The sequence below is a fragment of the Ovoidimarina sediminis genome (genome assembly GCF_032586175.1).
In the GTDB taxonomy this organism is placed as follows: Bacteria; Pseudomonadota; Alphaproteobacteria; order Rhodobacterales; family Rhodobacteraceae; genus Ovoidimarina; species Ovoidimarina sediminis.
In genome coordinates this window covers 214,027-237,524 of record NZ_JAWHTE010000003.1, presented here as the reverse complement: position 1 = coordinate 237,524, position 23,498 = coordinate 214,027, and the positions used below count along the sequence as shown (strand labels likewise).

Genomic DNA, 23,498 nt, shown 5'->3' with positions numbered 1-23,498 from the left:
GCCGGTCAAGACCGACCCTGCCTCAGGTTTTGCCATCGTGGCTTGTAACCGCCGCTTCGACGGGCGGGTCTATAGCGGCCCCGCGCGCGCGTGGCAAGGGCGTTAGGGCAGGGGTGCCCAGGGCGCGGCGCCGCGCCGCCTAGCCCACCACTTCGGGCAGGCGCTGCGCGGGCGGGGTGTTCCGGCTTCTCATCGACGTCACCTTGCCGTCGATGATCGTCATCCCCACACCGGGCAGGTTTCCAAGCTGGATCGACTCGAGGATATCCTTGCCGGGCGCGTGCTGCGCCTGATCCATCAGCACGAAATCCGCCGCGCGCCCCACCTCGATCAGCCCGGTGTCAAGCTCCCGCCGCCGCCCGGTATTCCCCGTGGCGAAGCAGATCGCCGTCTCTGCGGCCACGTTGCCGAGCGCCGAAAGCATCGCGACCATCCTGAGGATGCCCAGCGGCTGCACCCCCGATCCCGCAGGTCCGTCCGTTCCCAGAATGATCTGGTCGAGCTTGCCAAGCTCACGCGCGGTGTTCAGCGTCAGAAGCGCGGCACGCTCGTTCCCGTTATGCACGATTTCCAGCGCGGCGGTGCAGTTCTCGCACAGGCAGGTGATCTGATCGTCCGGCAGCGCCGAATGCCCGCCGTTGATATGCCCCACCACGTCCGTCCCGGTTTCCAGCACCATGTCCGCATCGATCAGCCCCGATCCGGGGATCGACGGGCCCCCGGTGTGGATCGTCGACTGCATCCCGTATTTGCGCGCCCAGCCGATCATCGTGTTGGCGGTCTTGCCGTCCTTCACCGTGCCAAGCCCGACCTCGCCGATCAGCCGCACGCCGGCCGCGGCCATTTCCTTGAAGTCTTCTTCCTCCAGGCCCTTCTGCAGAAGCGGCGCGCCCGCATGCACCTTCATCCCCGACGGGCGAAGGTTCTCGTACCAGCGCTGCGCCGCGATCGCCATCGCCTTGGTGCCCACGGGGTCGTTCGGACGGCCCGGCATATGCACCTCGCCGGCGGAAATCATCGTCGTCACCCCGCCATGCAGCGTCGAATCGATCCAGTGCAACTGCTGCTGGCGCGGCGTGTAATCGCCGACCACCGGGTGCACATGGCTGTCGATCAGGCCCGGCGCCAGGGTCACGCCCTTGGCATCCACCTCCACGGTGGCGCCCTCGGTGTCGAGATCGGCCGCCTTTCCCCAGGCCGCGATCCGCCCGTCCACCGCGATCAGGCAATCCCCGTCGAGGATCGGCTCTTCCATCCGCCCCGACAGAAGAAGGCCGATGTTCCGGATGACGAGTTTCTCTTGCGTGTCGGCCATCATTCCCTCCCCGTGGTCTATTCTCGCGCACACCCTACCCCGGAAGCCGGGGCGGGCAACGGGGTTTTCCATCCCCCGCTTGCCTTTCGGCCCCGGCCCGCGTCATCTGTCGCCATGATCACGATCTATTCCGAAGACCACCGCCTGCGCGCCGCGAAAACGGAGCTTTCGGACGGCCAGCTTGTCACGCCCTTCGAATGTCCCGAGCGGATGGACATGATCCTCGACAGTCTGAAATCGCGCGGTTTTGGGGATATCCGTCCGCCGAAGGCTCACGGGCTCGGCCCCGCGGCCCGGGTGCATGACGCCGGGTACCTCCGCTTCCTCGAAACCGTCTGGACGGAATGGGAAGCGGGCGGCCGCGCGGGCGAGGCCATGGCCTACACCTGGCCCATGCGCCGGATGACCGACCGGCCGCCCGAGGCGATCGAAGGCCGGATCGGCTATTACAGCCTCTCGGCCGATACCGCGATCTCGGCGGGCACGTGGGAGGCGGCTCAGGCCTCGGCCGATGTGGCGCTGACCGCGGGCGCCCTCGTCGCCGATGGTGCACCGGCCGCCTTCGCCCTCTGCCGCCCGCCGGGCCACCACGCCGCGCGCGATCTCTTCGGCGGCTACTGCTTTCTCAACAATGCGGCCATCGCGGCTCAGGCCGCGCGCGACGCGGGCGCGGAATGCGTCGCGATCCTCGACGTCGATTTCCACCACGGCAACGGCACGCAGGATATCTTCTATGACCGGGGCGACGTCTTCTTCGCCTCCCTCCACGGCAACCCGCGCGACACATTCCCCTATTTCCTGGGCTATGCCGACGAAACCGGCGCGGGCGCGGGCGAGGGAACAAACCTCAACCTGCCGATGTCCCCGGGCACACCCTGGGTGGAATGGTCCGCCGCCCTCGAAACCGCCCTCGCCGCGATCGACACCTTCGGGCCCGATCTTCTCGTCGTCTCCTTCGGGGCCGACACGTTCGAGGACGATCCGATTTCCTTCTTCAAACTCACCAGTGACGATTACACCCGCCTCGGCGCCCGCCTCGCCGCCGCCCGCCGCCCCACGCTCATCGTGATGGAAGGCGGCTATGCGGTCGGCGATCTCGGCACCAACACGGTGAACCTTCTGGAAGGCTTCGACGCGGGCTCATGACCGATTACGCATCCTACGACGCCACCGGCCTCGCCGCCGTCGTGGCCCGGGGCGAGGCAACGCCCGACGAACTCCTCGACGCCGCGCTCGAGGCCGCCGAAGCCTGGCAACCCCACATCAACGCGCTGGCCTTTCGCGACGAGGGCCGCGCGCGAGAGATGATCGACGCGGGCCTCCCCGACGGCCCGCTCACGGGCGTGCCCTTCCTTCTGAAGGACAGCGGCTGCGAAACGCCGGATTTCCCGATCTCGACGGGCTCCCGCATCGCGCCGCCCGTCCGCTATGCGCGCCATTCAAGCGTTTACGAACGCCTGCGCGCCGCCGGGCTCGTGCCGTTCGGGCGCACCACGGCGCCGGAAGGCGCGGTTGGCCCGGTGACAGAGGCGGCGGCCTATGGCGGGCCCACCCGCAACCCCTGGGATCTCTCCCGCACCCCCGGCGGCTCCTCGGGCGGGTCGGGCGCGGCGGTCGCGGCGCGGGTCGTGCCTGCGGCCCATGCCTCCGACGGTGGCGGCTCGATCCGCATGCCGGCGGCCTGCTGCGGGCTCGTCGGGATGAAAGCCACCCGCGCCCGCATCCCCGACGGGCCCTACGCGGGCGAGGGCTGGGGCGGCATGGCGATCGAAGGGGTGCTGACACGCTCGGTCCGCGACACCGCCCTTTTGCTCGACATCATGTCGGGCCCCGACGCGGGCGCCCCCTATGTCGCGCCGCCCCTGAGGGCAAGCTTCCGCGCGGCGCTCGACGCCCCCGACGCGCCGCTTCGCATCGGCCTCTGCCCGACCCGCTTCGACGGCGGGCCGGTCGATCCCGTCTGCGCCGAGGCCGTCACCCGGACAGGCCGCCTTCTCGAAGAGATGGGCCACCATGTCGAAGAAATCCGCCCCGATCTGCCCATGGACGCCATGATGCTCGCCTGGACGCGCATCGTCGCCTGCGGCACCGAATCCTGGGTCCGCGCGGTGGAACGCAAGCACGGGGCCGGGGTGCGCGACAAACTCGAAACCGTCGCGCGGGGCGCCTGCGCACTCGCGCGGTCAATCGATGGGCCGATGTATCTCGACGCCGTCAACACAGTCCACGATTTCGGGCGGAAGGCCGATGCGATCTTCGCCGATGGGCTCGACATCCTCGTCACCCCCACCATGGCCGAACCGCCCGCGAAAATCGGCCGCTTCGCCCATTCCCGTCCGGAATTCGGCGATTTCGTCCATTACCGCACCGGCGAGGGCGGGGTGTTCGACTATTCGCCCTTCGTCGTGGCCTTCAACGCCTCGGGCCAGCCCGCGCTGTCGCTCCCGCTCCACCGGATGGAGGACGGTCTTCCCATCGGCGTCCACCTCGCCGCCCGCTTCGGCGAGGACGAACGCCTGATCACGCTCGCCGCCCGGCTCGAAGAGGCCGCGCCATGGGCCGATCACCGCCCGCCGGTCCCCGCATGACGGGCGCAGTTTCCATTGCAGCGGGCGATCCCCTAGTCTCGGCGCACGGGGCGGCGACGGGCGGAGAGACGCGATGACGGATGTGACGGGGCTTGCCGAAGCCGTGCGGGGCGGCGACCGCCGCGCACTCGCCCGCGCCATCACGCTGATCGAAAGCCGCCGCGCCGATCACCGCGCAGATGCCGTCCGCCTGATCGAGCAACTCACCCCCGCCGGGCATAACGCGCTTCGCATCGGGCTGTCGGGCACGCCCGGCGTCGGCAAGTCGACCTTTATCGAAGCCTTCGGCATGATGCTGACCGGGCAGGGGCTGCGCGTCGCGGTGCTTGCCGTCGATCCCTCCTCGGCGCGTTCGGGCGGGTCGATCCTGGGCGACAAGACGCGGATGGAACGGCTTGCCCGTGATCCCAACGCCTTCATCCGCCCGTCGCCTTCCGGCGCGGCGCTGGGTGGCGTGGCGCGGCGCACGCGCGAGGCGGCCGCCGTCGTCGCGGCGGCGGGCTTCGACGTGGTGCTGATCGAAACCGTGGGCGTGGGCCAGTCGGAAACCATGGTCGCGGATATGGTCGATCTCTTCGTCCTGCTGATCGCACCCGCGGGGGGCGACGAACTTCAGGGCGTGAAGCGCGGGATCATGGAAATCGCCGACATCATTCTGGTGAACAAGGCCGATGGCGAGCTGCGGGATCAGGCGATCCGCACCTGCGCCGACTATGCCGGTGCGTTGCGGCTCCTGCGCCACCGGCCCGAGGATCCGCCCGGGTATCCGAAGGCGGCCGTGGTCTCGGCCCTCGATGAAACCGGGCTCGAGGCGGCCTGGGCCGATATCACGGCGCTGGCGGAGTGGCGGAAGAGCGAAGGCTATTTTGCCCAGCGCCGCGCAGATCAGAACCGGCACTGGTTCGAGGAAGAGGTGCGCCACGGTCTGATCCGGCGGCTTGAGGAGGATCCGGCGACGCGCGCCGCCCTCGAAACCCTGGGCGCCGAGGTGGTCGACGGCACGCGCGCCCCGGGCGCGGCGGCGGAAGAGCTGCTGCAACGGCTTGAAACAGGCGCTTGACCGGGCGGCTCAGGCCCCGAAAAGCGCCACCGCAAGCGGCACGGGCGACACGGCGAGGATGACGGCCAGCGCGGTCGGCACCGGCGCGAAAAGCCCGCTCATCCCGGCCAGCAGCATGATGCCGCCACCGCCCCCGATGATCGAATTCCCGGGCACGTTCACCGCCAGCGCCAGCGCCAGATAGCGCCGGCGCAGCGCGAGGGTCAGAAGCCCGGGCGGCGCGCGGTCGAGCAGAAGCGCGATCCGCGCCTCCTGACCGAGCGGCGCGGCGCGGGCCACCAGATCCGCCGCCCGGTGCAGTCTGAGAAGGGACAGAAGCCGCCCGAGCGCCGTGATCGGCACGCATCGCCCGACCGTATAGGCCAGAAGCATCGCCACCACCGTCGCGCCGTAGACAAGCGGCCCGATCGCGGCGCCGAAGGCGGTCAGAAGCGCGATGCCGATCTCGGCACCCGGCACGAAAGGCAGCGCCAGAAGCCCGACATAGGCCACGATCGCCAGCATGACCGCGCGGTGCACCTGCTGTTCGTTCGACGGCATGATGTGAAGGTTCATCGCGTCGCGGATCTCGTGCGCGGCCCATGTGCCCAGAAGGACGACCGCGATCAGAACGGCGATGCGAAACGCGATGGCCGCCGCGCCGGGCGGCCCGGATGCGGGCGTCACCCCTCTGCGGCCGGGGTGGCGATGGGCACCGGATCGCCCGTGCCGGTCACGTTGATCTGGCGCGTCCAGTACCAGCGCCGGGTGGTCCAGGTCCCCAGAACCTCCATCCTGTCCCCCCGGACCGTGCCGTACCAGACGACCGTGTGCGGCGCGTCCGGGCAGCGCGTCGTCGCGGTGAAATGAACCACCTTGCCTTCCGTCGCGGTGCGATATTCCGACCAGCCGAAATCACAGTATCTCTGGCACATCTCCGACTGGAACCGCCCGTCCGCGAAGTGCAGCGTGTTCTCCAGCGTCTCGCCGCTTTCGCGCACGGTGCTCAGGGTCAGAAAGCTCTGGCCGTCCAGTGCGTCGCCCGGGGCCCAGCCCATGGCGGGAACGGCAAGGTCGGGCACATCCCTGTTCATCACCGACATCGCCGCGGCACCGGAACCGAGGGCCAGAACGGCGGCGGCCGCAGCTTGCAGAATGGGCGTCATGGCAAATCCGAAATCCGGTTGGTTCTTGCAAATATTGGACGCCCGACTGTGCCGGTCAATCCGCGTCGGCGCAAGACGGGGCTCTGCCCCGCCTCCCTGCGGTCGGCCCCCCGGGATATTTCAGGCCACATGAAGCGGGGCTTGACGCCTTGGGGTGCGGTGACTAAACACCGCGAACGGATTCTCGGGCAGGGCCTTCCGGCGCTGCCCTTATGCATTGGGGCCGGGGAAGTGGCTTACGTTCCCCGCCTTGAACCAGACCGAACGAACCGAGGACGTAAGACGATGGCGCGCCGCTGCGAACTGACCGGAAAAGGGCCGATGACTGGCAACAATGTCAGCCATGCCAACAACAAAACCAAGCGCCGGTTCCTGCCGAACCTGACCGAGACCGCGCTGATGTCGGAAGCGCTGGGGCGCACGTTCCGCCTGAAGGTGTCCTCCGCGGCGCTGCGCACGGTGGATCACCGCGGCGGGCTCGACGGGTACCTCGCGAAAGCGAAGGATGCCGAGCTGTCGCCGAAGGCGCTGAAGATCAAGCGCGACATCGAGAAGGCGGTTGCCTCGGCCTGATCCGGCCCGGCACCGACCACCTGATTCCCCGAAAAAGCCCCGCGTCCTCCGCGGGGCTTTTTTGCCGCGTTGCCCTTCCGCGGCCGGGGGCGGATACCCTTTCCCCATGACACGTTTCCTCTGCCTTCTGGCCACCGCCCTTACCCTCTGGTCCGTCAACCCCGCCTCTGCCGAAGAGGCCGCGATCCGCGTCGAGGACGCCTATGTGCGCGCCGCGCGCCCCAACGCCCCCGTCGGCGCGGCCTTCATGATCCTCGTGAACACCGGCGATGCCCCCGACACCCTGATCGGCGCCGCCTCCGACGCCGCAGAGCGTGTGGAGCTTCACACTCATATCGCCGATGCCGACGGCATCATGCGGATGCGCCCGGTCGAAGGCGGCATCTCCGTGCCCGCCAATGGCAGCCACGCGCTGAAGCGCGGCGGCGATCACGTGATGTTCATGGGGCTCCGCGAGGCGATGGAACCGGGCGGCTCGGTCACCGTCACGCTGATCTTCGAAACCGCGGGCGAGATCGAGGTCGAGATCCCCGTCGATCTGGAGCGGCAGGAGTAACCGCCCCGCCCATGGCCGCGCGCACGCCCGACAGAACCATCGGCCTCTTGCTCGCCGCCGGGGCCTCGCGCCGCTTCGGCGCGGAGGACAAGCTCCTTGCGGATCTCGGGGGCAAACCCCTCGTCCTCCATGCCGCCGACGCGATGCGCGCCGCCGCGTTCGACGCGCGCCTTGCGGTCACCTCGTCGGCCGAGGTCGCGGTTCTCCTGCCCGATTTCGAAATCGCCCCGGTGAATCCGGGCGCGCCCCAGTCGGCCAGCCTTCGTGCCGGGATCCGCTGCGCGATCGCCATGGGCGCGACACGGGTCGTGGTGGCGCTGGGCGACATGCCCCGGGTGCCTCCCGGCCTTCTGGCCGAGATCGCGCACCATCCCGGCCCCGCCTGCGCCGGCGACGGCGCACGCCGCACCCCGCCTGCCGCCTTTCCCGCCGAGCTTTTCGAAAGTCTGCTCGCGGCCACCGGCGACCGCGGCGCAGGCGCGCTCCTCGCGGATCTTCCCGAAAGCGCGGTGATCGCCACCGCGCCCGAAACCCTCATCGATATCGACCGGCCCGAAGACCTGGCGAGGCTTCAGAAAAACGCCTGAAGCCCGGTCTGCGCACGGCCCAGGATCAGCGCATGAATGTCATGCGTCCCCTCGTAGGTATTCACCGTCTCGAGGTTCATCATGTGCCGGATCACGTGGAAATCCTGCTGAATCCCGTTGCCGCCATGCATGTCCCGCGCGACCCGCGCGATATCCAGCGCCTTGCCGCAGTTGTTGCGCTTGATCAGGCTGATCATCTCGGGCGCGGCGCGGCCCTCGTCCATCAACTGGCCCACCCGCAGCGCGGCCTGAAGGCCAAGGGTGATCTCGGTCTGCATATCGGCAAGCTTCTTCTGGAACAGCTGGGTCCCGGCGAGGGGCTTGCCGAACTGCTTCCGGTCCAGCCCATAGGCCCGCGCCCGGTGCCAGCAATCTTCCGCCGCCCCCATCACGCCCCAGGCAATGCCATAGCGCGCGCGGTTGAGGCAGCCGAACGGGCCCTTCAGCCCCTGCACCCCGGGCAGAAGCGCGTCTTCGCCCACTTCGACCCCGTCCATCACGATTTCGCCGGTGGTCGAGGCGCGCAGGCTCTGCTTGCCCTCGATCTTCGGCGCCGAAAGGCCCTTCATGCCCTTTTCCAGAACGAAGCCCCGGATCTTGCCGTCATGGGCCTCCGATTTCGCCCAGACGACGAAGACATCGGCGAAGGGCGCGTTCGAGATCCACATCTTCGATCCGGCCAGGCGATAGCCCCCGTCGATCTTCGCGGCCCGCGTCTTCATCCCCGCCGGGTCCGATCCCGCATCGGGTTCGGTCAGCCCGAAGCACCCGATCAGTTCCCCCGCGGCCAGGCCGGGCAGGTACCTTTCGCGATGCGCCTCGCTGCCATAGGCATGGATCGGGTACATCACGAGCGAGGATTGCACGCTCATCATCGAACGATAGCCGGAATCGACCCGCTCGATCTCCCGCGCCACGAGGCCATAGGTCGTGTACCCCGCGCCAAGCCCGCCGTATTCCTCGGGGATCGTGATCCCCAGAAGCCCTGCTTCGCCCATCTCGGCAAAGATCTCCGGCGCCGGCGTTTCGTTGGCATAGGCCTCGGTCACGCGCGGGGCCAGCCTGTCTTCGGCAAAGGCGCGCGCCGCGTCGCGCAGCATGCGCTCATCCTCGCTCAGCTGGTCCTCGAGGAAGAACGGATCCTCCCACGAAAACGGCCCCAGATCGGGGCCCGTCCCCGGCTTCAGCTCTGTCATGCGGTTCATCGCACGTGCCTCCTGTGAATTCCGCCGGACAATGCCAGAAGCCCGGGGCGGCGGCAATCGCACTGGACGCCGCGGCACGATCGCCCATGATGCCCCGCAGGAAAGGAGCCCCGCCTATGCCACCCCTCTCAGGGATTCGCGTCCTCGATCTGACGAACGTGCTTGCCGGGCCGTTCTGTTGCCACCAGCTTGCCCATATGGGGGCAGAGGTCATCAAGGTGGAGGCGCCGGGGCGCGGCGATCTCGCCCGCCAGCTTGGGGCGGATGCCGATCTCAACGCCCGCGGCATGGGCGTGTCGTTCCTTGCCCAGAACGCGGGCAAGAAATCCGTGACCGTGAACCTGAAACACGCCAAGGGCCACGCGCTCTTCCTGCGCCTCGTCGAAACCGCGGATGTGGTGGTGGAGAATTTCCGCCCCGGCGTGATGAAGCGCCTGCGCCTCGACTATCCCGCCCTGAGGATTGCGCGCCCCGATCTGATCTATTGCGCCATTTCGGGCTTCGGGCAGGAAGGGCCCTGGGTCGACCGCCCGGCCTATGACCAGATCATTCAGGGCGTCTCGGGCGTCATGTCGATCACCGGCGATGCCGACAGCGCGCCCCTCCGTGTGGGGTATCCGCTGGCCGATACCGTGGGCGGGATGACGGCGGCCTTTGCCATCGCCGCGGCGCTCAACGCGCCCGACCGTGGCAGTTTCATCGATGTTTCGATGCTCGATTCGGTGCTGGCGACCATGGGCTGGGTCGTCTCCAACCACCTGATCGCGGGTGTCGATCCCGCGCCCAACGGCAACGAAAACGTCACCTCCGCCCCTTCCGGCACCTTCAGGGCTGGGGGCGGGCCGCTCAACATCGCCGCCAACAAGGACGAACAATGGCAGGCGCTCGCCCGCCATCTTGGCCGCGAGGATCTGCTCACGCATCCCGATTACGCCACGCGGGAGGATCGGAAGCGGAACCGCCTTGCGCTTCGCGCCGAACTCGAAACCGTGCTCGTCACCCGCCCCGCCGGCGTGTGGGCGGAGGAACTGAACCGGTTCGGCGTGCCCGCAGGCGCGGTCCTGACGGTGCCCGAAGTGCTCGCCTCCCCCCAGATCGCCGAACGCGGCCTCCTCGCCCGGTTCGAGGATGCCCCGGGCGTCGGCCGCGGGATCGAGGTGGTCTCCACCGGCCTCCACCTCGATGGTGCACCGCTGCGCGTGGATGCCCCGCCGCCTGAACTCGGCGAACACGCGGTGGAAATCTGGGGCGCGCTGGGCCTCACGGAAGACGATCTCGCGGCCCTCCGCGATGCCGGCGCGATCTGACCGGCCCGCTTCGATCCGGCCCCGGATACGCCCGGCCTATCCCCGCGCCGGCCCTTGGGTGCCCCCGCGCCACGACAGGTTCGGCGCCAGCTCGCGCGTCAGCTTCCTCAGCATCGCGCGGGGAAAATCCTCGTACCCATCCGCGATCTCGACGAACGCCCCCTCGCCCCGCGCAAGCCGCGTGCGGTAGTAATGCAGGGGGTCGGGCTCCGCCCCGCGGATCACCAGCCCGTTGATCGTCACGCCCAATGCGGCGATCCGGTCCGCCACCGGCCCCGCATCTATCCCGTTGTTTCCCAGCCCGTCGCCCGCGATGTCGATCACCCGGCGGCGGCAGGGGATCGGGTTCGTCCGGCCCAGGAACTCGGCATGCAGAAGCGCGTTCCCCGGCGCCGTCACCCCCCGCTCGAATTCCTTCGCCATGCCCGACAGCGCGCCTGCGAAGCCCGCGAGGCTCGCCGCATCGGTCAGGTGCCGCCAGGGGATCGTCTGTTCCTGGCTCTGGGCATCGCTCCACTGGGTGACGGTGACCATCACGCCCCCGGGGGTCGCGGCAATCAGCGCCGTGATCTCGGGCGACAGAAACGCCGCCGCCGTCCCGTCCCGCATCAGCCGGAACTCCGCGGCATCGACCGAGCGCGACACGTCGAAGGCCAGCACAAGCTCCACCCCGCACTCGGCCCGCGCCGCGCTGCCGCCCGCCAGGATCAGGGCGGCAACCCCAAGCGCTCTCAGCGCCCGGAACACACCCCGCCCCTTCATTTTGGCGAAAATACTCCGGGGGGGCCGCCCGGCACGGGCGGCGGGGGCAGCGCCCCCCATCGCCCTAGCCTCCGAACCGGAAGCGCGTCACCTGCCGGAAGGTCTCGCCCGGCCGAAGCACGATCGGGGGAAAGCCCGGGTTGTGCGGCGCATCGGGCCAAAGCTGAGGTTCGATCGCAATCCCTTGCGGCCGGCCCGCGAACACCTGGCAGCCGGGCGCATCCGAATGCACCTCCATCCACCGCCCCGACGGCGCGTCGAGCCGGGCGCGCAACCCGAACCCGCCCTCGAAGCAGAAGTTGTGGTCGAGCGTCCTGTCGGGCCCCCGCGCCGCACGGTGGTCATAGACGGTGCCTTCAACCGGCGCGATCTCGCCCGTGGGCAACGTATCGCCGTCGACCGGCAGGTAGCGTTCCGCCGGAACCATCAGCAGGTGGCCCGCGTAATCCGCCACCCCGTCGAGGTTCCAGACCCCGTGATGGGCCGGGTTGAAGAACGTCACCTGATCGGTGGCCCCTTCGATCTCAAGAAGAATATCCGGCCCCTCGACCCGGTAAATGGCCGTAATCACGCTGTTTCCCGGAAACCCGCCCTCGCCATCGGGCATCTCCGCCCGAAGCGTCACGGCCTCCGTCGTGGCCTCCACGATGTCCCAGATCTTCGCATGTGTCCCCGCGCCGCCCGAATGCAGGGAATGCCGCCCCGCCTGGTTCGCCTCGAAGCCGAGGGTTTGGCCCTCAAGCTCCGCCGCCGCCCCCGTGATCCGGTTCACCACCGGCGCCACGATCGGCCCGGCGTATTTCAGCGCGCCTTCATAATCGGCCAGGTCCCGGCTTCCCACCGTCATGTTCGGCCCATCATCGAGCCGCACCGAGACAAGCCGCGCCCCGTGGTCCAGCACCTCCGCCACCAGCCGGTCCGACCGCAGCGTCACCCGCCGCACCACGCGGCCGTCGGAAAGGTGCCCGGCCTCCTCTATCTCTCCCACCATGCCACTCCTGCTGCCGGAATATGGGTTTCGCGGTAGATTACCGATCTGCCGCCAAAGTTGAACGCAAAGCGATGCGCGGCGGTATCGCGGATCCGAAGGCCTTCGGGAAGGGCCTCCGTCTCCAGCCCCGTGGCCTCCGCCGCCTCCGCCACGATCCGATCCCAGAGCGTGCCGTCGGGCCAGCCGCCGAGATATCGCAGCGCGCCGTCGCCGATCAGAACGGGCCGGTCGTCCTCGGTGGCAAGCGCGACGGGCGCTTCGGTCTCCAGATGCTCGAGCCAGTGCCTGACGTTGCCGCCCCCCGCCACCGGCACCGCCACCTCGGGCGGCAGGCTTTCGACCGCGGCCACGGTGGCAGGCAGCCCGGGCAGGTCAGGGGGCAGGGGAAGGGGGATCGTCATGTCGGGCGTCTTCGCATTGGCCCGCGGCCCCAGGATCGCCAGCCCGCCGACGGTGGCAAGCGCGCCCCGCAAGGGCTCTTCCAACGCCATCAGCCCGGGCGCGAGCACCAGGGCGTAGGCCGACAGATCACCGGTATCGGGGGGCAGGATATCGACCGAAAGCCCCGCGCGCCGAAGCGCGCGATAGGCCGAGAACACAATCCGGAAATAGCTGAAATCCTGCCCCTGCGGCTGTGTCTCCCAGGCCCAGGCGGACACGTAATCGAAAACGATCGCCACCGGCGCGGCGCCTGCGCCCGCCTCCGGCAGGGCCGCGATCTCGCGCGCCACCTGGCGCGCTTCCTCAAGCCCCGGCGCCTCGGCGCTGTCGGGCCGCAAAAGGCCCGCGTGATGCTGCTCCTGCCCGAAGGGCGCCTGCCGCCAGCGGAAATAGCACACCGCTTCGGCCCCGTGCGCGAAGGCCTCCCACGACCAGAGCCGCACCATGCCGGGAAGGGGGGCCGGGTTCCACGGCGCCCAGTTCACCGGCCCCGGCTGCTGTTCCATCACCCACCAGCGCCCGCGCCCCACGGCGCGGTAAAGATCGTGGTGGAAAGCCTGAAAATCCGGATCGCCCTGCCGCATGAAGGCCGCGCGATGGGCATCGCTCGCGTCCAGCCGGTCGAACAGGAACCCCATGGGATAGCTGTCCCAGCTTGCGATATCGAGGTCGGCGCCCACGTCGAAGTGATCGAAATCGAGGACCCGGCCCATGTAATTGTGCAGGATCGGAGCGTCCGATCCCTTGCGGATGATCTCCACCTGCGCGCGATTGAACCGTGCCACCTGGGCCGAGGCGAAGCGGCGGAACGCCATGACGTGGCTGGGGTTCGGTTCCGTGACGGTGAGGTTCGGCAGGTCGATCTCGTCGAAGCTTCGGTATTCCATCGACCAGAACACGTTGCCCCAGGCCCGGTTCAGCGCCTCTGGCGACTGGTAGCGCTGGGAAAGCCAGTCGCGGAAGGCCGATCGCGCGGCGTCGGAATAGCTCAAGGTCGTGTCGTGGCAGCCGTATTCGTTATCCGTCTGCCAGGCGTGGATATGGCGGTTGCGGCCGTAACGGTCGACAAGCGCGGCCGTGATCCGGCGGCAGTCTTCCAGATATCCCGCATGGGAAAAGCAGTAATGCCGGCGCGAACCGAAGCCGCGCGGGCGGCCCTCCGCATCGACGGCCAGCATCGTCGGGTCGCGGTCGACAAGCCATTTGGGCGGCGTCGCGGTGGGCGTGCCGAGCACGACTTTCAGCCCCGCCGCGCCCAGCGTGTCGATCGCCCGGTCAAGCCAGCCCCAGTCATAGCGGCCGGGTTCGGGCTCGATCCGGCTCCAGGCGAATTCGCCGATCCTGACCCAGGTCAGCCCCGCCTCGGCCATCCGCGCGGCATCTTCCGCCCAGATCTCCTCCGGCCAGTGTTCGGGGTAATAGCAGGTGCCGATCGTGCGCATCAAAGGATCACCCGGGGTTCGGGCAGGCCCTGGCCTGCGCCTTTTATCACGAAGGTCATGCCGTTTTCCGGGTTGGCCTCGCGCGCTTCGCGGCTAAGGCCCTGGTGGGCGGTGGTGCAGTAAAGATCGGTCAGATCCGGGCCTCCGAAAGCGGGGCAGGAACTGTTTTCGCCGCCCACCGCGTAGGCTTTCAGAAACCGGCCCTCGGGATCGTAGGCCGCGACCCGCCCGCTGCCCCATTGGGCGTTCCAGAACGTGCCGTCCGAAGCCACAACCGCGCCGTCGGGTAGAAGGCCTTCCGCCTTGAAATCAAGGAAGATTTCCGCGTCCCCCACGGGCCAGCCGGTGCCGTCGTCAAGCCGCTGACGCCAGACCGTCTTGAGCGATGTGTCCGCGAAATAGGCACAGCCCCGGTTACGGTCGAACGAGATCGCGTTGGGGATGAAAAGCCCCGTGAAAAGCGGCCGCACCTCGCCCCGGTAATAGCGATAGATCGCGCCGATCCCCTCGTCGCCCGTCTTCGCCATGGTGCCGATCCAGAACCCGCCCCAGGGATCGGCCCGGCCGTCGTTGGAACGCGTGGCGGGTATGTCGGCCTCCAGCGGGGCGATGGTGTCGGAGGCGCCGGTGGCGAGATTGAAGGTGAAAAGCTTCGTTTCGCTGGCGATCAGAAGCGTGTCGCGGTCGATCCATCCGGCGGCGGAGACATGTTCGCCGAATTGCCAAAGCTCGGGGCCGTCACCGGTGCGGCTGTGAAGGCGCATCCCTCTGATATCGAACCAGAAAAGCTGTTCCCGCCCCGGATGCCAAAGCGGCCCTTCGCCCAGTTTGCAGGCGGTGTCGTCGAAAATCTCGGCCATCACGCTGTGGCCTCGTCCCAGGCGGCGACGGTGGTTCTGGCGCGCTCGGCGATTTCTTCCACCGTTGTTCCGGGGGTGTAAAGCGAGGTGCCGAGGCCGAAGCCGTTCGCGCCTGCCTTCAGCCAGTCGCCGAAATTCGCAGGCCCCACGCCACCCACCATGTAGACGGGGCAATCGGCTGGCAGGACAGCGCGGATCGCCTTAAGCCCTTCAGTTCCCATGAGAAATGCCGGAAAGATCTTCAACCCCGAGGCCCCGGCGGCCAGCGCGGCGAAGCATTCGCTGGGTGTCAGCGCGCCGGGCCAGCTTTTCATGCCGAGGGCCACCGTGGCGGCGATCACGGCGGGATCGGTGTTGGGCGAGACGATCAGGCGGCCGCCCGCGTCATGGACGGATTTGGCCTCGTCCGGCGTCAGAACCGTGCCCGCGCCGATCAGCGCGTCGTTCCCGTGGGCGCGGGCCATCGCCGCGATGCTTTTCAGCGGTTCGGGAGAGTTCAGCGGCACCTCGATCCGGGTGATCCCGGCTTCGATGAGGGCGGCCGCGGCGGGCACGGCCTCTTCCGGGGTGATCCCGCGCAAGATGGCGATGAGCGGTCGGGTCATACGGAATCTCCCAGTTTTACCAATGCGTTGGCGAGGCCGAGGCGGGTCATCGCATCACCGTCGCGGCGGGCGCAGTCGACGCCCTGCCCGCCCAGCGCCTGTGCGTATGGGGCCGAAGACGCCTCGGATCCCACGATCAGGATCCGCTGGCCCAGCCAGTAGGGCCGCGCGGCGGCCAGTTCCGCCCCGATCAGCAGGCCCGACAGGCGGGCGCGCGCGGCGGGCTTGTTTTCGCCTTCGAGAAGGGCGGTGGCGCGGATCGAGAAGAAGCGGCTTGCAAGCGCCTCGGGCCGGCTCATGGCGTCTGCGACGGCGGCCTCGAAGGCGTCCGGGTCCCAGCCCTCGCCGATGGAGTGGCGCAGAACCGAGGAATGGGCGAGAAGCGCGAAGAGTTCGCCGGTCATAAACGTCCGGAAAGACACGATTTCTCCGGCCGAGATCTGTGCCCACTTGGTATGCGTGCCCGGCAGGCAGACCACCCCGTCGAAGCCCGGATCGGCCGTCAGAACCCCCGCGATCTGGGTTTCCTCGCCCCGCATCACATCCGCCGGGCTGTCCTGTTTCACGCCGCCCAGAACGCTGACGCGAAGGCGCGGATCGCGGGCCGGGGCGCGCACGCGGCGCACCTCGCGCGGGTCGCAGGGCACCGGGGTGTAGGGCGCTTCGACCCAGCCCTGCCGCGCGCCGACCATGCCGCAGGCGACAACATCGACCGGGCCGGAAAGCCAGCCCTCGACGAGATCCAGGAGCGCAGGCTCGAAGCCGGATTTTTCAAGCGATCCCATACCCTTATCGGATCGCGCCTCGGCCAGAACTTCGCCCGAGCCTGATATCGCCCAGGCCCGGAGCGCCGATGTGCCCCAGTCCACCGCGATCCGTTCGGGCGCGATCGCCATCAGCCCGTCACCACCACGCCGCCATCGACGACAAGCGCCTGGCCGGTCATCGCGCGGCTGGCCGACGAGGCCAGAAACAGGCACGGCGCGACGATGTCGTCGGGTTTGAGATGTTCCTTGAGACACATGCGTGACATGTGCGCGGCCAGATCATCTTCGGTCGCCCACATTTCCAATTGCTTGTCGGTGAGAACCCAGCCCGGCATCAGTGCGTTCACCCGCACGCCGTCGGGCCCCCATTCGCGCGCCAGAGAGCGCGTCATCCCGTTGATCCCGGAATTCGCGGTGGTGTAGGAAACGTAGCCGGCGTTGCCCATCATGTAACTGATTGAACTGAAATTGATAATCGAGCCGCCGCCGGCCGCGATCATGCCCGGGGCGACGGCCTGGCAGGCGAAGAAATAGGCCTTCAGGTTGATGTCCTGCGCCCAGTCCCAGAATTCTTCGTCTATTTCCAAGGCCTTATGGCGCTTGTCATTGGCCGCGTTGTTGACGAGGGCGGTGATGGGCCCGTGCGCCTCCGCCGCCTCGCCGATGCAGGCCTTGAGCCGCGGGATGTCGGTGATATCGCATTGTAAAAACAAGGGCTTGTTGCCGTGCTTGTCGCCCATCTCCTCGGCGAAGCCCGACGCGTCGGAGCGTTGGACGAAGGCCACGCGCGCGCCCTGGGCCAGGAAGCCTTCGGTCAGCGACGCCCCGATGCCGGAACCGCCGCCGGTGATGAAAACCGATGCCCCGTCGAGATCCGTAAAGCGATAGTCCGTCATGTTAACCTTCTCTAGCTGTCTGAATCCGGCTGTACACTCGGCGTACACACCCCGTACACCGGGCGTACACAGATTTGTCTATCGTCGCCCGTTAACCACCCAAATCGACCCCGGAAAGGCCCACGGAAGGGATATCCCGTGGCTCATAAGATAGCGACTCGACACTATCTCGGCCCCCGCCTTCAGTGCCGGCTGCCCCCGTGACAGCCCCGTCACGTCGTCACGGTTGAGAAGCGTGATCTCGTAGGACGCCTCCGGATCGAGCCCGGTGAGCCGCAGGGGCCGGGGCGCGATCTGGGCCGAACTGGCCGCGCGGCCCGCGAAAACCACGAACTGCCCGCCATCGCGCGAGATGTGCTGTTCGGCGATGATCGCGGGGTCCGGGCTGTCGAGGCGATGAATGTCGGCCGTCATCAGCCAGCCGCGATTGTCCGTCCACCAGGCCGTGACGCGGGCCAGAACGTCGGCCTCGTGATCGGTGAGTTCGCGGGGGTCCATCTCGAACCCCATGTGCCGCATCGCCGCCACCCAGGCGCGGAACGAGATGTCGAGGATGCGGCCCGAGGTGTGGCAGGTGCGGGGCCCCACATGCGATCCGGTAACGGCGGCGGGCAGGAACATCGCCGCATCGGCCTGCATCCTCAGCCGTTCGAGCGCGTCGTTCGAATCCGACAGCCACAGGCGCTGGGTGCGGCCGAGGATGCCGAAATCGATGCGGCCGCCTCCGCTTGCGCAGCTTTCGATCTCGACCGTCGGAAACGCGGCGCGGAGCCTGTCGAGAAGCGCATGGGTGCCGCGGGTCTGGGCCGCGTCGGGGTAGGGCAGAACGCGGTTGTGATCCCACTTGATGTAGTCGATCGCGTAGCGGCCGAGGAGGGCGGAGATCTGGCCGAAAAGCTCTTCCCGCACATCGTCGCGGCTCATGTCGAGCACGTATTGCTGGCGGCCCGGGATCTGATCCGCGGCCCCGAGGCGCCAGTCGGGATGGGCGCGGAAGGCCGCGCTGTCGGTGTTGATCATCTCGGGCTCGAACCAGAGGCCGAAGGTCATGCCAAGCCCGTGGATGTGATCGATCAGGGGGGTGAGGCCGTCGGGGTATTTGCGGGGGTCGATCGTCCAGTCGCCGAGCGACGTGGTGTAGTCGTCGCGTGTGCCGAACCAGCCGTCGTCCAGCACGAAGCGTTCCGCGCCAAGCCGGGCCGCGCGGGTGGCGATATCCTTCAGTTCCTCGAGGTCGTGATCGAAATAGACCGCTTCCCAGCAGTTGTAATGCACCGGGCGCGGGGCGTCCGGCCTGGCCCATGTCACGATCCGGTCGCGCAGGTGGCGCTGGAAGCTCACGGCGCAGCCGTTCAGGCCCTTGGCGGAATAGACGGCGTAAAGCGGCGCGGTTTCGAACCGCGTGGCGGGGGTGCGTTCGGTGCCGGGGGCGTGGCCCCACTGGATCTGGCGGCGGCCATCGGGCAGTTCCTCGGCGATCATGCGGTGCCCGCCGGACCAGCCGTAGTGAAAGCCCCAGGCCTCGCCCCCGGTATGGGTCGCGCCGCGGCCCGGGACGATCAGGCCCGGAAAATGCTCGTGCCCGGTGCGGCCCGTGCGGTTTTCGCGCAGGCGGATGCCGGGGGACCAGGGGGTGCGGATCGGCTGGAACTCTCCGCACCAGCGGCCGGCGAGGTCGATCATCTCGTCGGAAAGCTGGGGGGCGGGGAGGACGGGGGCGGCGAGCCAGTGGAGACGAACGGGCGCATCGGCGGCAAGCGCCGTCGTGGCGGTAAGGATGTGGGTGCCGCGGTCGATCGCGAAGCGCGCGGTCAGGGTGAGGCCCAGCGCGGTGTCGCGGCTGACCAGCGCAAGCGTTCCGTCGCCGGTTTCCGCCGCCTCGAAGCGGAAGGCGGGAAGAAGCGGCGCACCGTCTTCGGCGTGAAGCACGAGGCCCGGCTGGCCGGGAAAGCTTTGCGCGGCTTCGGGGCAGATCGAGAGCGGCGGGGTCCGGTCGAGCATGCCGCCGGTCATGTCGATCTCGCCGGCGCGGGCGATCACGGCGAGGTCTTCGCTGTCCGGAAGCGGCGGGCCCCAGTAGATAACCTCGGGCAGCCCGCCCGCGCGCATGGCGAGGGCGAGCGTCTGGCGCCCGTCATCCAGACGCCAGCACTCCATTACTTCACGGCGCCGAGGGTGAGGCCCGCGATGAAATGCTTCTGCATCAGGAAGAACATCGCGACCGGCGGCAGGGCGGCGACGATCGAGCCCGCGCTCATCAGGTGATAGGCGGCGCGGTATTGCGCGTTGAACGAGGTGATGCCGGCCGTCACCGGCTGGCTTTCGACGCCCTGGGTCAGCACCACGGCCCAGAAGTAATCGTTCCAGATGAAAGTGAAGATCAGCACCGACAGCGCGGCGATGGCGGGTTTCATCAGGGGCAGGACGACGAACCAGAAGATCCGCCATTCGGAAATGCCCTCGACCCGCGCGGCCTCGATCAGGGGGAAGGGAAGGGCGCGGATGAAGTTGCGCATGAAAAGGGTGCAGAAGCCGGTCTGGAAGGCGATGTGGAACAGGACGAGCCCGGTTTTCGTGTTGTAGAGGCCGAGATCGAGGGTGAGGTCGCGCACCGGGACCATTAGGATCTGGAACGGCACGAAATTGCCCGCGACGAACATGAAGAAGATCCAGAGGTTCGCGCGGAACTTGTAGATGCCGAGGGCGAAGCCGGTCATGCAGCTGAGCGCCACCGCGCCGATCACCGTGGGCACGGTGATGAAGACCGAGTTCAGAAGGTAGCGCGGCATATCGCTTTCGAGGAAGACCTTGCCGTAATTGGTGACGCCTTCGAAGGTGGAGGGCAGGCCCCAGTAATTGCCGGTGGTGAAATCGGCGTCGGGTTTCACCGAGAACACCGCGACCGCGAGAAGCGGCGCGAGCCAGAGGATCAGCGCGACGGGCAGAAGCGACTGGTAGGTGATCTGCCAGCTGCGCGATGTCTTTTCGATCGGGGTGGGAAACATCTTTTACGTCTTTCTGGCTGCGGAGGGGGCGACATGAGTATTTCCGCCAAAATGAAGATCAGGCGCGGCGCCCCCCTTCATTTTGGCGGAAATACTCAAACGGCCGGACGGTGCCATCAGCGGGCCCCCTTCTCTTCGCGGTACATCGACCACAGGAAATAGGCGATGAAGCAGAGCATGATGAGGAACAGGACGACCGCGATGGCCGCGCCATAGCCCATGCGGAAGCCGTATTCCGAGAGCGCCACCTCGAACATGTAGAAGGCGAGCACGCGGGACGAGCCGAAGGGCCCCCCTTGCGTCATGATCGAGATCAGATCGAACGAGCGGAGCGCGCCGATGATCGTCACCACGAAGGCGATGAAGGTGGCGGGCTTCAGCTGCGGGACGATGATGTACCAGAGCATCTTCCAGCCCTTGGCGCCGTCAAGCCGGCCCGCCTCGATCTGTTCGGGATCGACGGCGTTGAGCCCGGTGAGATAGAGGATCATGCAATAGGCCGTCTGCGGCCAGAGCCCGGCGGCGATGATCCCGTAGGTGACGAAGCGCTCGTCGCCGAGCACGTTGATCGGCCCCAGCCCGACCCAGCCGAGGAAGGTGTTCAGAAGCCCGAAGGTCGGGTCGTAGAACCAGGTGAAGACGAGGCCGACGACGACCTGGCTGATCACGAAGGGGAAGAAGAAGAGCGACTTGTAAAGCCGGATGCCCACAACGGTCTGGTTGAGGAAGAGCGCGATGAGAAGCCCCGCGGGGATCGCCAGCAGGTAGAGCACGAGCCAGATGATGTTGTTCTTTAGCGAGGTGTAGAAGGCGTCGCGATCGACGAATTCCCAGTAGAGATCCTCGTAATTCTGCAAGCCCACATATTCGGCGGGGCTGAGCCCGTCCCAGTCGTAAAGCGAGATGTTGAAGGACTGGAAGACCGGGAAGATCACATAGAAGAGGAAGAACAGAACGCCGGGGGCGAGAAACAGCCAGGGCGTGATCGCGATCTGGTTGCGGTGGAACCAGGAGCGGTTGTCGAGCGCGGCGGCCTCGGAGACGGTGGCGACGGTCATCTGCTGTCCTCCCAGCGAACCCTTCCCGAAAGTCGTGCCGACGTCCGGTTCCGGACGTCCGGCATGTGCGCGCGCGCCCCGGTCCAGGGGCGCGCGCGGCTGGCTTGGCTTACTTGTAGATCCGCTGGCGCGCGCGCTCGAGGCGGGCGAGGATCCGGTCGAGGTTGTCGGGCTTGACCATGAATTCCTGGAAGCCTTCCATCGACGCCTTCGCCATTTCCGCCGGTGCGTCGCGATCCCAGAACTGGGCCACGCCGCCGGGCGAGTTGGACGAGAGCATCGCGAAGCCTTCGTTCAGGAACTTGTCGTCATCGACCGAGGACTGCGCGTTGACGGGCAGCTGCCCGAGGTTCGCGCCGTTGTTGATCTCGGTCTGCACGTCGGCCGACACGACGAAGCGCAGGAACTCGCGCGCCGCCTCCTTGTTCGCGGCATTGGCCGGGATGTGGAAGGTATCGGTCGGCGCGTCTTCGGCCAGTTCGACATCGGGGTTGATCGCCGGGAACTGGTAGAAGTCGATCTGATCGTCGGTAAGCCCCGCGTCGCGGAGCGGCGCCACCACGAAGTTGCCCATCAGGTAATGGGCCGCGTCGCCATTGACCATGAAGGGCAGGGCTTCCTGCCAGGAATAGGTCTGGTGGTTGTCGATGAAGGCGCCCATGTCGATCAGTTCGCGCCAGTTGGCGAAGGTCTGCTTCACCCGGTCGTCTTCCCAGCTGATTTCGCCATTGGCGAGCGCCATGTGGAAATCGAACCCGTTGGTGCGCATGTTCAGGTAGTCGAACCAGCCGCCCGCCGTCCAAAGGAACTTGGTTCCGATGGCATAGCACTTGCGGCCCGAATCGAGGATCTTCTGGCAGTTCGCCTTGAACGCGTCCCAGGTCGACGGCTCGGACAGGCCCAGCTCGTCATAGATGTCCTTCCGGTAATAGACGCCCCACTGGTAGTAGGTATAGGGCACGCCCCACTGCTTTCCGTCGATCGTCATCGCCCCCTTGGTCGAGGCGAGGTTTTCGGCGATGGCGGGTTCGGCCCAGAGATCGGAGACGTCTTCGAACAGGCCCGCATCCACGTAGGGCTTCATCCGGTTCGCGGCGTACCAGGTCGCCACGTCGGGCGGGTTCGCCGTCAGGAAGTTGCGGATCTGGGTCTTGTATTCCTCCCGGTCGATGACGGTGGTCTCGATCTTGAGATCGGGGTGCATCGCCTGGAAATCGGAGATCATCTTTTCCATCGTCGCGCGCGGGGCGGGGTTCGACGTGTCGAGGAAGATCTTGAGGTCGCCGGTCAGTTCGGCCTGTGCCGGCCCGGCCATGACCGCAGCCGCGGTCAGCGCCGCAAGCGACGCCGTGAAGATGGAACGCATGGTGTCCTCCCTGTGTGTTCCAATCGTGCGAGCTTCAAGGTTTCATTATTTGAAACTCGGTTTTGGATATTGAAATCATAACCCGACTGTGCCTAGACTTGTCAACAGCCGCGAGAGGAAAAGCGTATCACGATTTCCGCGGCGGGGAGGGCAGATGGCGAAAGCGGCGCCGGATGGCGGCACTGTCGGCAAGGCACTGGAGGTGCTGGATCGGGTCGCGGCCTATGGGCGGCCGGTGCGCTTTGGCGAACTCCTTGAAAACAGTCCCTTTCCCAAGGCTTCGCTCTACCGCTTCCTGCAGACGCTGACGGGGCAGGGGATGCTGGCCTACGATCCGGACCGGCAGACCTATGCCCCGGGCATCCGGCTTGTCCGGCTGGCCCATGCCGCCTGGCAGCAATCCTCTCTCGCCCCCGTGGCGCGGCCGCATCTGGACGCGCTTTCGGCGCGAATCGGGGAAACCGTACACCTTGCGCAGCTGGATAACGGCCACGTGCTTTACGTCGACAAACGCAATGCGCGCGACCCGATCGAGATGTTCAGCCAGGCCGGCAAGGTGGGCCCGGCCTATTGTACGGGCGTGGGCAAGGCGATGCTGGCCCACCTTGACGAAGAGGCGCTGGATCTGGCGCTGTCGATGCAGTCGTTCCACCGCTTCACCGAGCATACGCTGACGACGCGGCGGGCGCTGAAGGACGAGTTGAAGGCCATTCGCGAGCGCGGCCATGCCTATGACCGGGAAGAGCACGAGCCGGGGATCATCTGCATCGCCAAGCCCATTCTCAGCCGGTCGGGCCGGGTGCTGGGGGCCCTGTCGGTCACCACCTCGACCGAGCGCACCGATCTTCAGGGGCTCGACCGGCTGGCGCCGGATCTGACGCAGACCGCCGAAGCCATCGCCCGGGAGGCCGAAAGCTGGCAGTTCCCGGATCAGAAACTTTCACCACAGTCAAAGGGGGCGGCGTAGCC

The 23,498-nt window shown here is 67.5% G+C and carries 23 protein-coding genes; 8 read left to right on the top strand and 15 right to left on the bottom strand.

The annotated features are described in order from the left end of the window. Positions 1-139: 139 nt before the first annotated feature. Positions 140-1,315 (bottom strand): amidohydrolase family protein, encoded by a 1,176-nt coding sequence (locus RXV90_RS05690; RefSeq protein WP_316647457.1) that lies wholly within the window; start codon positions 1,313-1,315, stop codon positions 140-142. Positions 1,316-1,429: 114 nt separating this feature from the next. On the opposite strand from RXV90_RS05690, the gene RXV90_RS05685 reads away from it, so the two are divergent. The 3 genes from RXV90_RS05685 (at position 1,430) to meaB (ending at position 4,963) form a co-directional block, all read left to right on the top strand. Beyond that, on the top strand, positions 1,430-2,461 hold the full coding sequence (locus RXV90_RS05685) for a histone deacetylase family protein (protein WP_316647456.1): 1,032 nt from the start codon (positions 1,430-1,432) through the stop codon (positions 2,459-2,461). Beyond that, positions 2,458-3,903 (top strand): amidase, encoded by a 1,446-nt coding sequence (locus tag RXV90_RS05680; protein ID WP_316647455.1) that lies wholly within the window; start codon positions 2,458-2,460, stop codon positions 3,901-3,903. Before RXV90_RS05685 ends, RXV90_RS05680 begins: the two co-directional genes overlap by 4 nt. Before the next feature lie 73 nt (positions 3,904-3,976). Beyond that, positions 3,977-4,963: a methylmalonyl Co-A mutase-associated GTPase MeaB gene (gene meaB / locus RXV90_RS05675; RefSeq protein WP_316647454.1), complete on the top strand. Its 987-nt coding sequence runs from the start codon at positions 3,977-3,979 to the stop codon at positions 4,961-4,963. Positions 4,964-4,972: 9 nt separating this feature from the next. On the opposite strand, the gene RXV90_RS05670 is transcribed toward meaB, so the two are convergent. Both RXV90_RS05670 and RXV90_RS05665 read right to left on the bottom strand, forming a co-directional pair. Beyond that, entirely contained in the window at positions 4,973-5,629 is a 657-nt protein-coding gene (locus RXV90_RS05670) for a hypothetical protein (RefSeq protein WP_316647453.1), read from the bottom strand. Then, a complete protein-coding gene (locus RXV90_RS05665; protein ID WP_316647452.1) occupies positions 5,626-6,108 on the bottom strand; it encodes a hypothetical protein in 483 nt (160 codons plus the stop codon). The genes RXV90_RS05670 and RXV90_RS05665 overlap by 4 nt, the downstream gene beginning before the upstream one ends. Before the next feature lie 285 nt (positions 6,109-6,393). On the opposite strand from RXV90_RS05665, the gene rpmB reads away from it, so the two are divergent. The 3 genes from rpmB (at position 6,394) to RXV90_RS05650 (ending at position 7,824) form a co-directional block, all read left to right on the top strand. Beyond that, on the top strand, positions 6,394-6,681 hold the full coding sequence (gene rpmB, locus RXV90_RS05660) for a 50S ribosomal protein L28 (protein ID WP_316647451.1): 288 nt from the start codon (positions 6,394-6,396) through the stop codon (positions 6,679-6,681). A gap of 106 nt (positions 6,682-6,787) precedes the next feature. After that, positions 6,788-7,237, top strand: coding sequence for a copper chaperone PCu(A)C (locus RXV90_RS05655; RefSeq protein ID WP_316647450.1), 450 nt, complete (start codon positions 6,788-6,790; stop codon positions 7,235-7,237). 11 nt (positions 7,238-7,248) lie between these two features. Next, entirely contained in the window at positions 7,249-7,824 is a 576-nt protein-coding gene (locus RXV90_RS05650; protein WP_316647449.1) for a nucleotidyltransferase family protein, read from the top strand. On the opposite strand, the gene RXV90_RS05645 is transcribed toward RXV90_RS05650, so the two are convergent. Next, complete coding sequence (locus RXV90_RS05645) at positions 7,809-9,029, bottom strand: acyl-CoA dehydrogenase (RefSeq protein ID WP_316647448.1); 1,221 nt, start codon at positions 9,027-9,029, stop codon at positions 7,809-7,811. The genes RXV90_RS05650 and RXV90_RS05645 overlap by 16 nt on opposite strands. A gap of 116 nt (positions 9,030-9,145) precedes the next feature. Here RXV90_RS05645 and RXV90_RS05640 point away from each other — a divergent pair, with 116 nt between their 5' ends. Next, positions 9,146-10,336 (top strand): CaiB/BaiF CoA transferase family protein, encoded by a 1,191-nt coding sequence (locus RXV90_RS05640; RefSeq protein ID WP_316647447.1) that lies wholly within the window; start codon positions 9,146-9,148, stop codon positions 10,334-10,336. Between the two features lie 36 nt (positions 10,337-10,372). Here the strand turns inward: RXV90_RS05640 and RXV90_RS05635 are convergent, their stop codons facing one another. The 11 genes from RXV90_RS05635 to RXV90_RS05585 form a co-directional block, all read right to left on the bottom strand. After that, positions 10,373-11,098, bottom strand: coding sequence for a DUF1194 domain-containing protein (locus RXV90_RS05635; protein WP_316647446.1), 726 nt, complete (start codon positions 11,096-11,098; stop codon positions 10,373-10,375). Positions 11,099-11,162: 64 nt separating this feature from the next. Continuing rightward, positions 11,163-12,086 carry an aldose epimerase family protein gene (locus RXV90_RS05630; RefSeq protein ID WP_316647445.1) on the bottom strand — a complete coding sequence of 308 codons (924 nt, stop codon included), beginning with the start codon at positions 12,084-12,086 and terminating at the stop codon, positions 11,163-11,165. Next, positions 12,074-13,972 carry a beta-galactosidase gene (locus RXV90_RS05625; protein ID WP_316647444.1) on the bottom strand — a complete coding sequence of 633 codons (1,899 nt, stop codon included), beginning with the start codon at positions 13,970-13,972 and terminating at the stop codon, positions 12,074-12,076. The genes RXV90_RS05630 and RXV90_RS05625 overlap by 13 nt, the downstream gene beginning before the upstream one ends. After that, on the bottom strand, positions 13,972-14,832 hold the full coding sequence (locus RXV90_RS05620) for an SMP-30/gluconolactonase/LRE family protein (RefSeq protein ID WP_316647442.1): 861 nt from the start codon (positions 14,830-14,832) through the stop codon (positions 13,972-13,974). Before RXV90_RS05620 ends, RXV90_RS05625 begins: the two co-directional genes overlap by 1 nt. Beyond that, entirely contained in the window at positions 14,832-15,437 is a 606-nt protein-coding gene (locus RXV90_RS05615) for a 2-dehydro-3-deoxy-6-phosphogalactonate aldolase (protein WP_316647441.1), read from the bottom strand. The genes RXV90_RS05620 and RXV90_RS05615 overlap by 1 nt, the downstream gene beginning before the upstream one ends. Next, a complete protein-coding gene (locus tag RXV90_RS05610; RefSeq protein ID WP_316647440.1) occupies positions 15,434-16,333 on the bottom strand; it encodes a 2-dehydro-3-deoxygalactonokinase in 900 nt (299 codons plus the stop codon). Before RXV90_RS05610 ends, RXV90_RS05615 begins: the two co-directional genes overlap by 4 nt. Beyond that, a complete protein-coding gene (locus RXV90_RS05605; protein WP_316647439.1) occupies positions 16,333-17,100 on the bottom strand; it encodes an SDR family NAD(P)-dependent oxidoreductase in 768 nt (255 codons plus the stop codon). Before RXV90_RS05605 ends, RXV90_RS05610 begins: the two co-directional genes overlap by 1 nt. 78 nt (positions 17,101-17,178) lie before the next feature. Continuing rightward, complete coding sequence (locus tag RXV90_RS05600) at positions 17,179-19,257, bottom strand: alpha-galactosidase (RefSeq protein ID WP_316647438.1); 2,079 nt, start codon at positions 19,255-19,257, stop codon at positions 17,179-17,181. Further along, the gene (locus tag RXV90_RS05595) at positions 19,257-20,105 is read right to left on the bottom strand and encodes a carbohydrate ABC transporter permease (RefSeq protein ID WP_316647437.1); all 849 of its coding nucleotides are present in this window, start codon (positions 20,103-20,105) and stop codon (positions 19,257-19,259) included. Before RXV90_RS05595 ends, RXV90_RS05600 begins: the two co-directional genes overlap by 1 nt. A 116-nt stretch (positions 20,106-20,221) precedes the next feature. Continuing rightward, positions 20,222-21,163: a carbohydrate ABC transporter permease gene (locus tag RXV90_RS05590; RefSeq protein ID WP_316647436.1), complete on the bottom strand. Its 942-nt coding sequence runs from the start codon at positions 21,161-21,163 to the stop codon at positions 20,222-20,224. Between the two features lie 109 nt (positions 21,164-21,272). Continuing rightward, a complete protein-coding gene (locus RXV90_RS05585) occupies positions 21,273-22,529 on the bottom strand; it encodes an ABC transporter substrate-binding protein (protein WP_316647435.1) in 1,257 nt (418 codons plus the stop codon). 154 nt (positions 22,530-22,683) lie between these two features. On the opposite strand from RXV90_RS05585, the gene RXV90_RS05580 reads away from it, so the two are divergent. Continuing rightward, positions 22,684-23,496: an IclR family transcriptional regulator gene (locus tag RXV90_RS05580; protein WP_316647434.1), complete on the top strand. Its 813-nt coding sequence runs from the start codon at positions 22,684-22,686 to the stop codon at positions 23,494-23,496. The last annotated feature ends 2 nt before the right edge of the window (positions 23,497-23,498 follow it).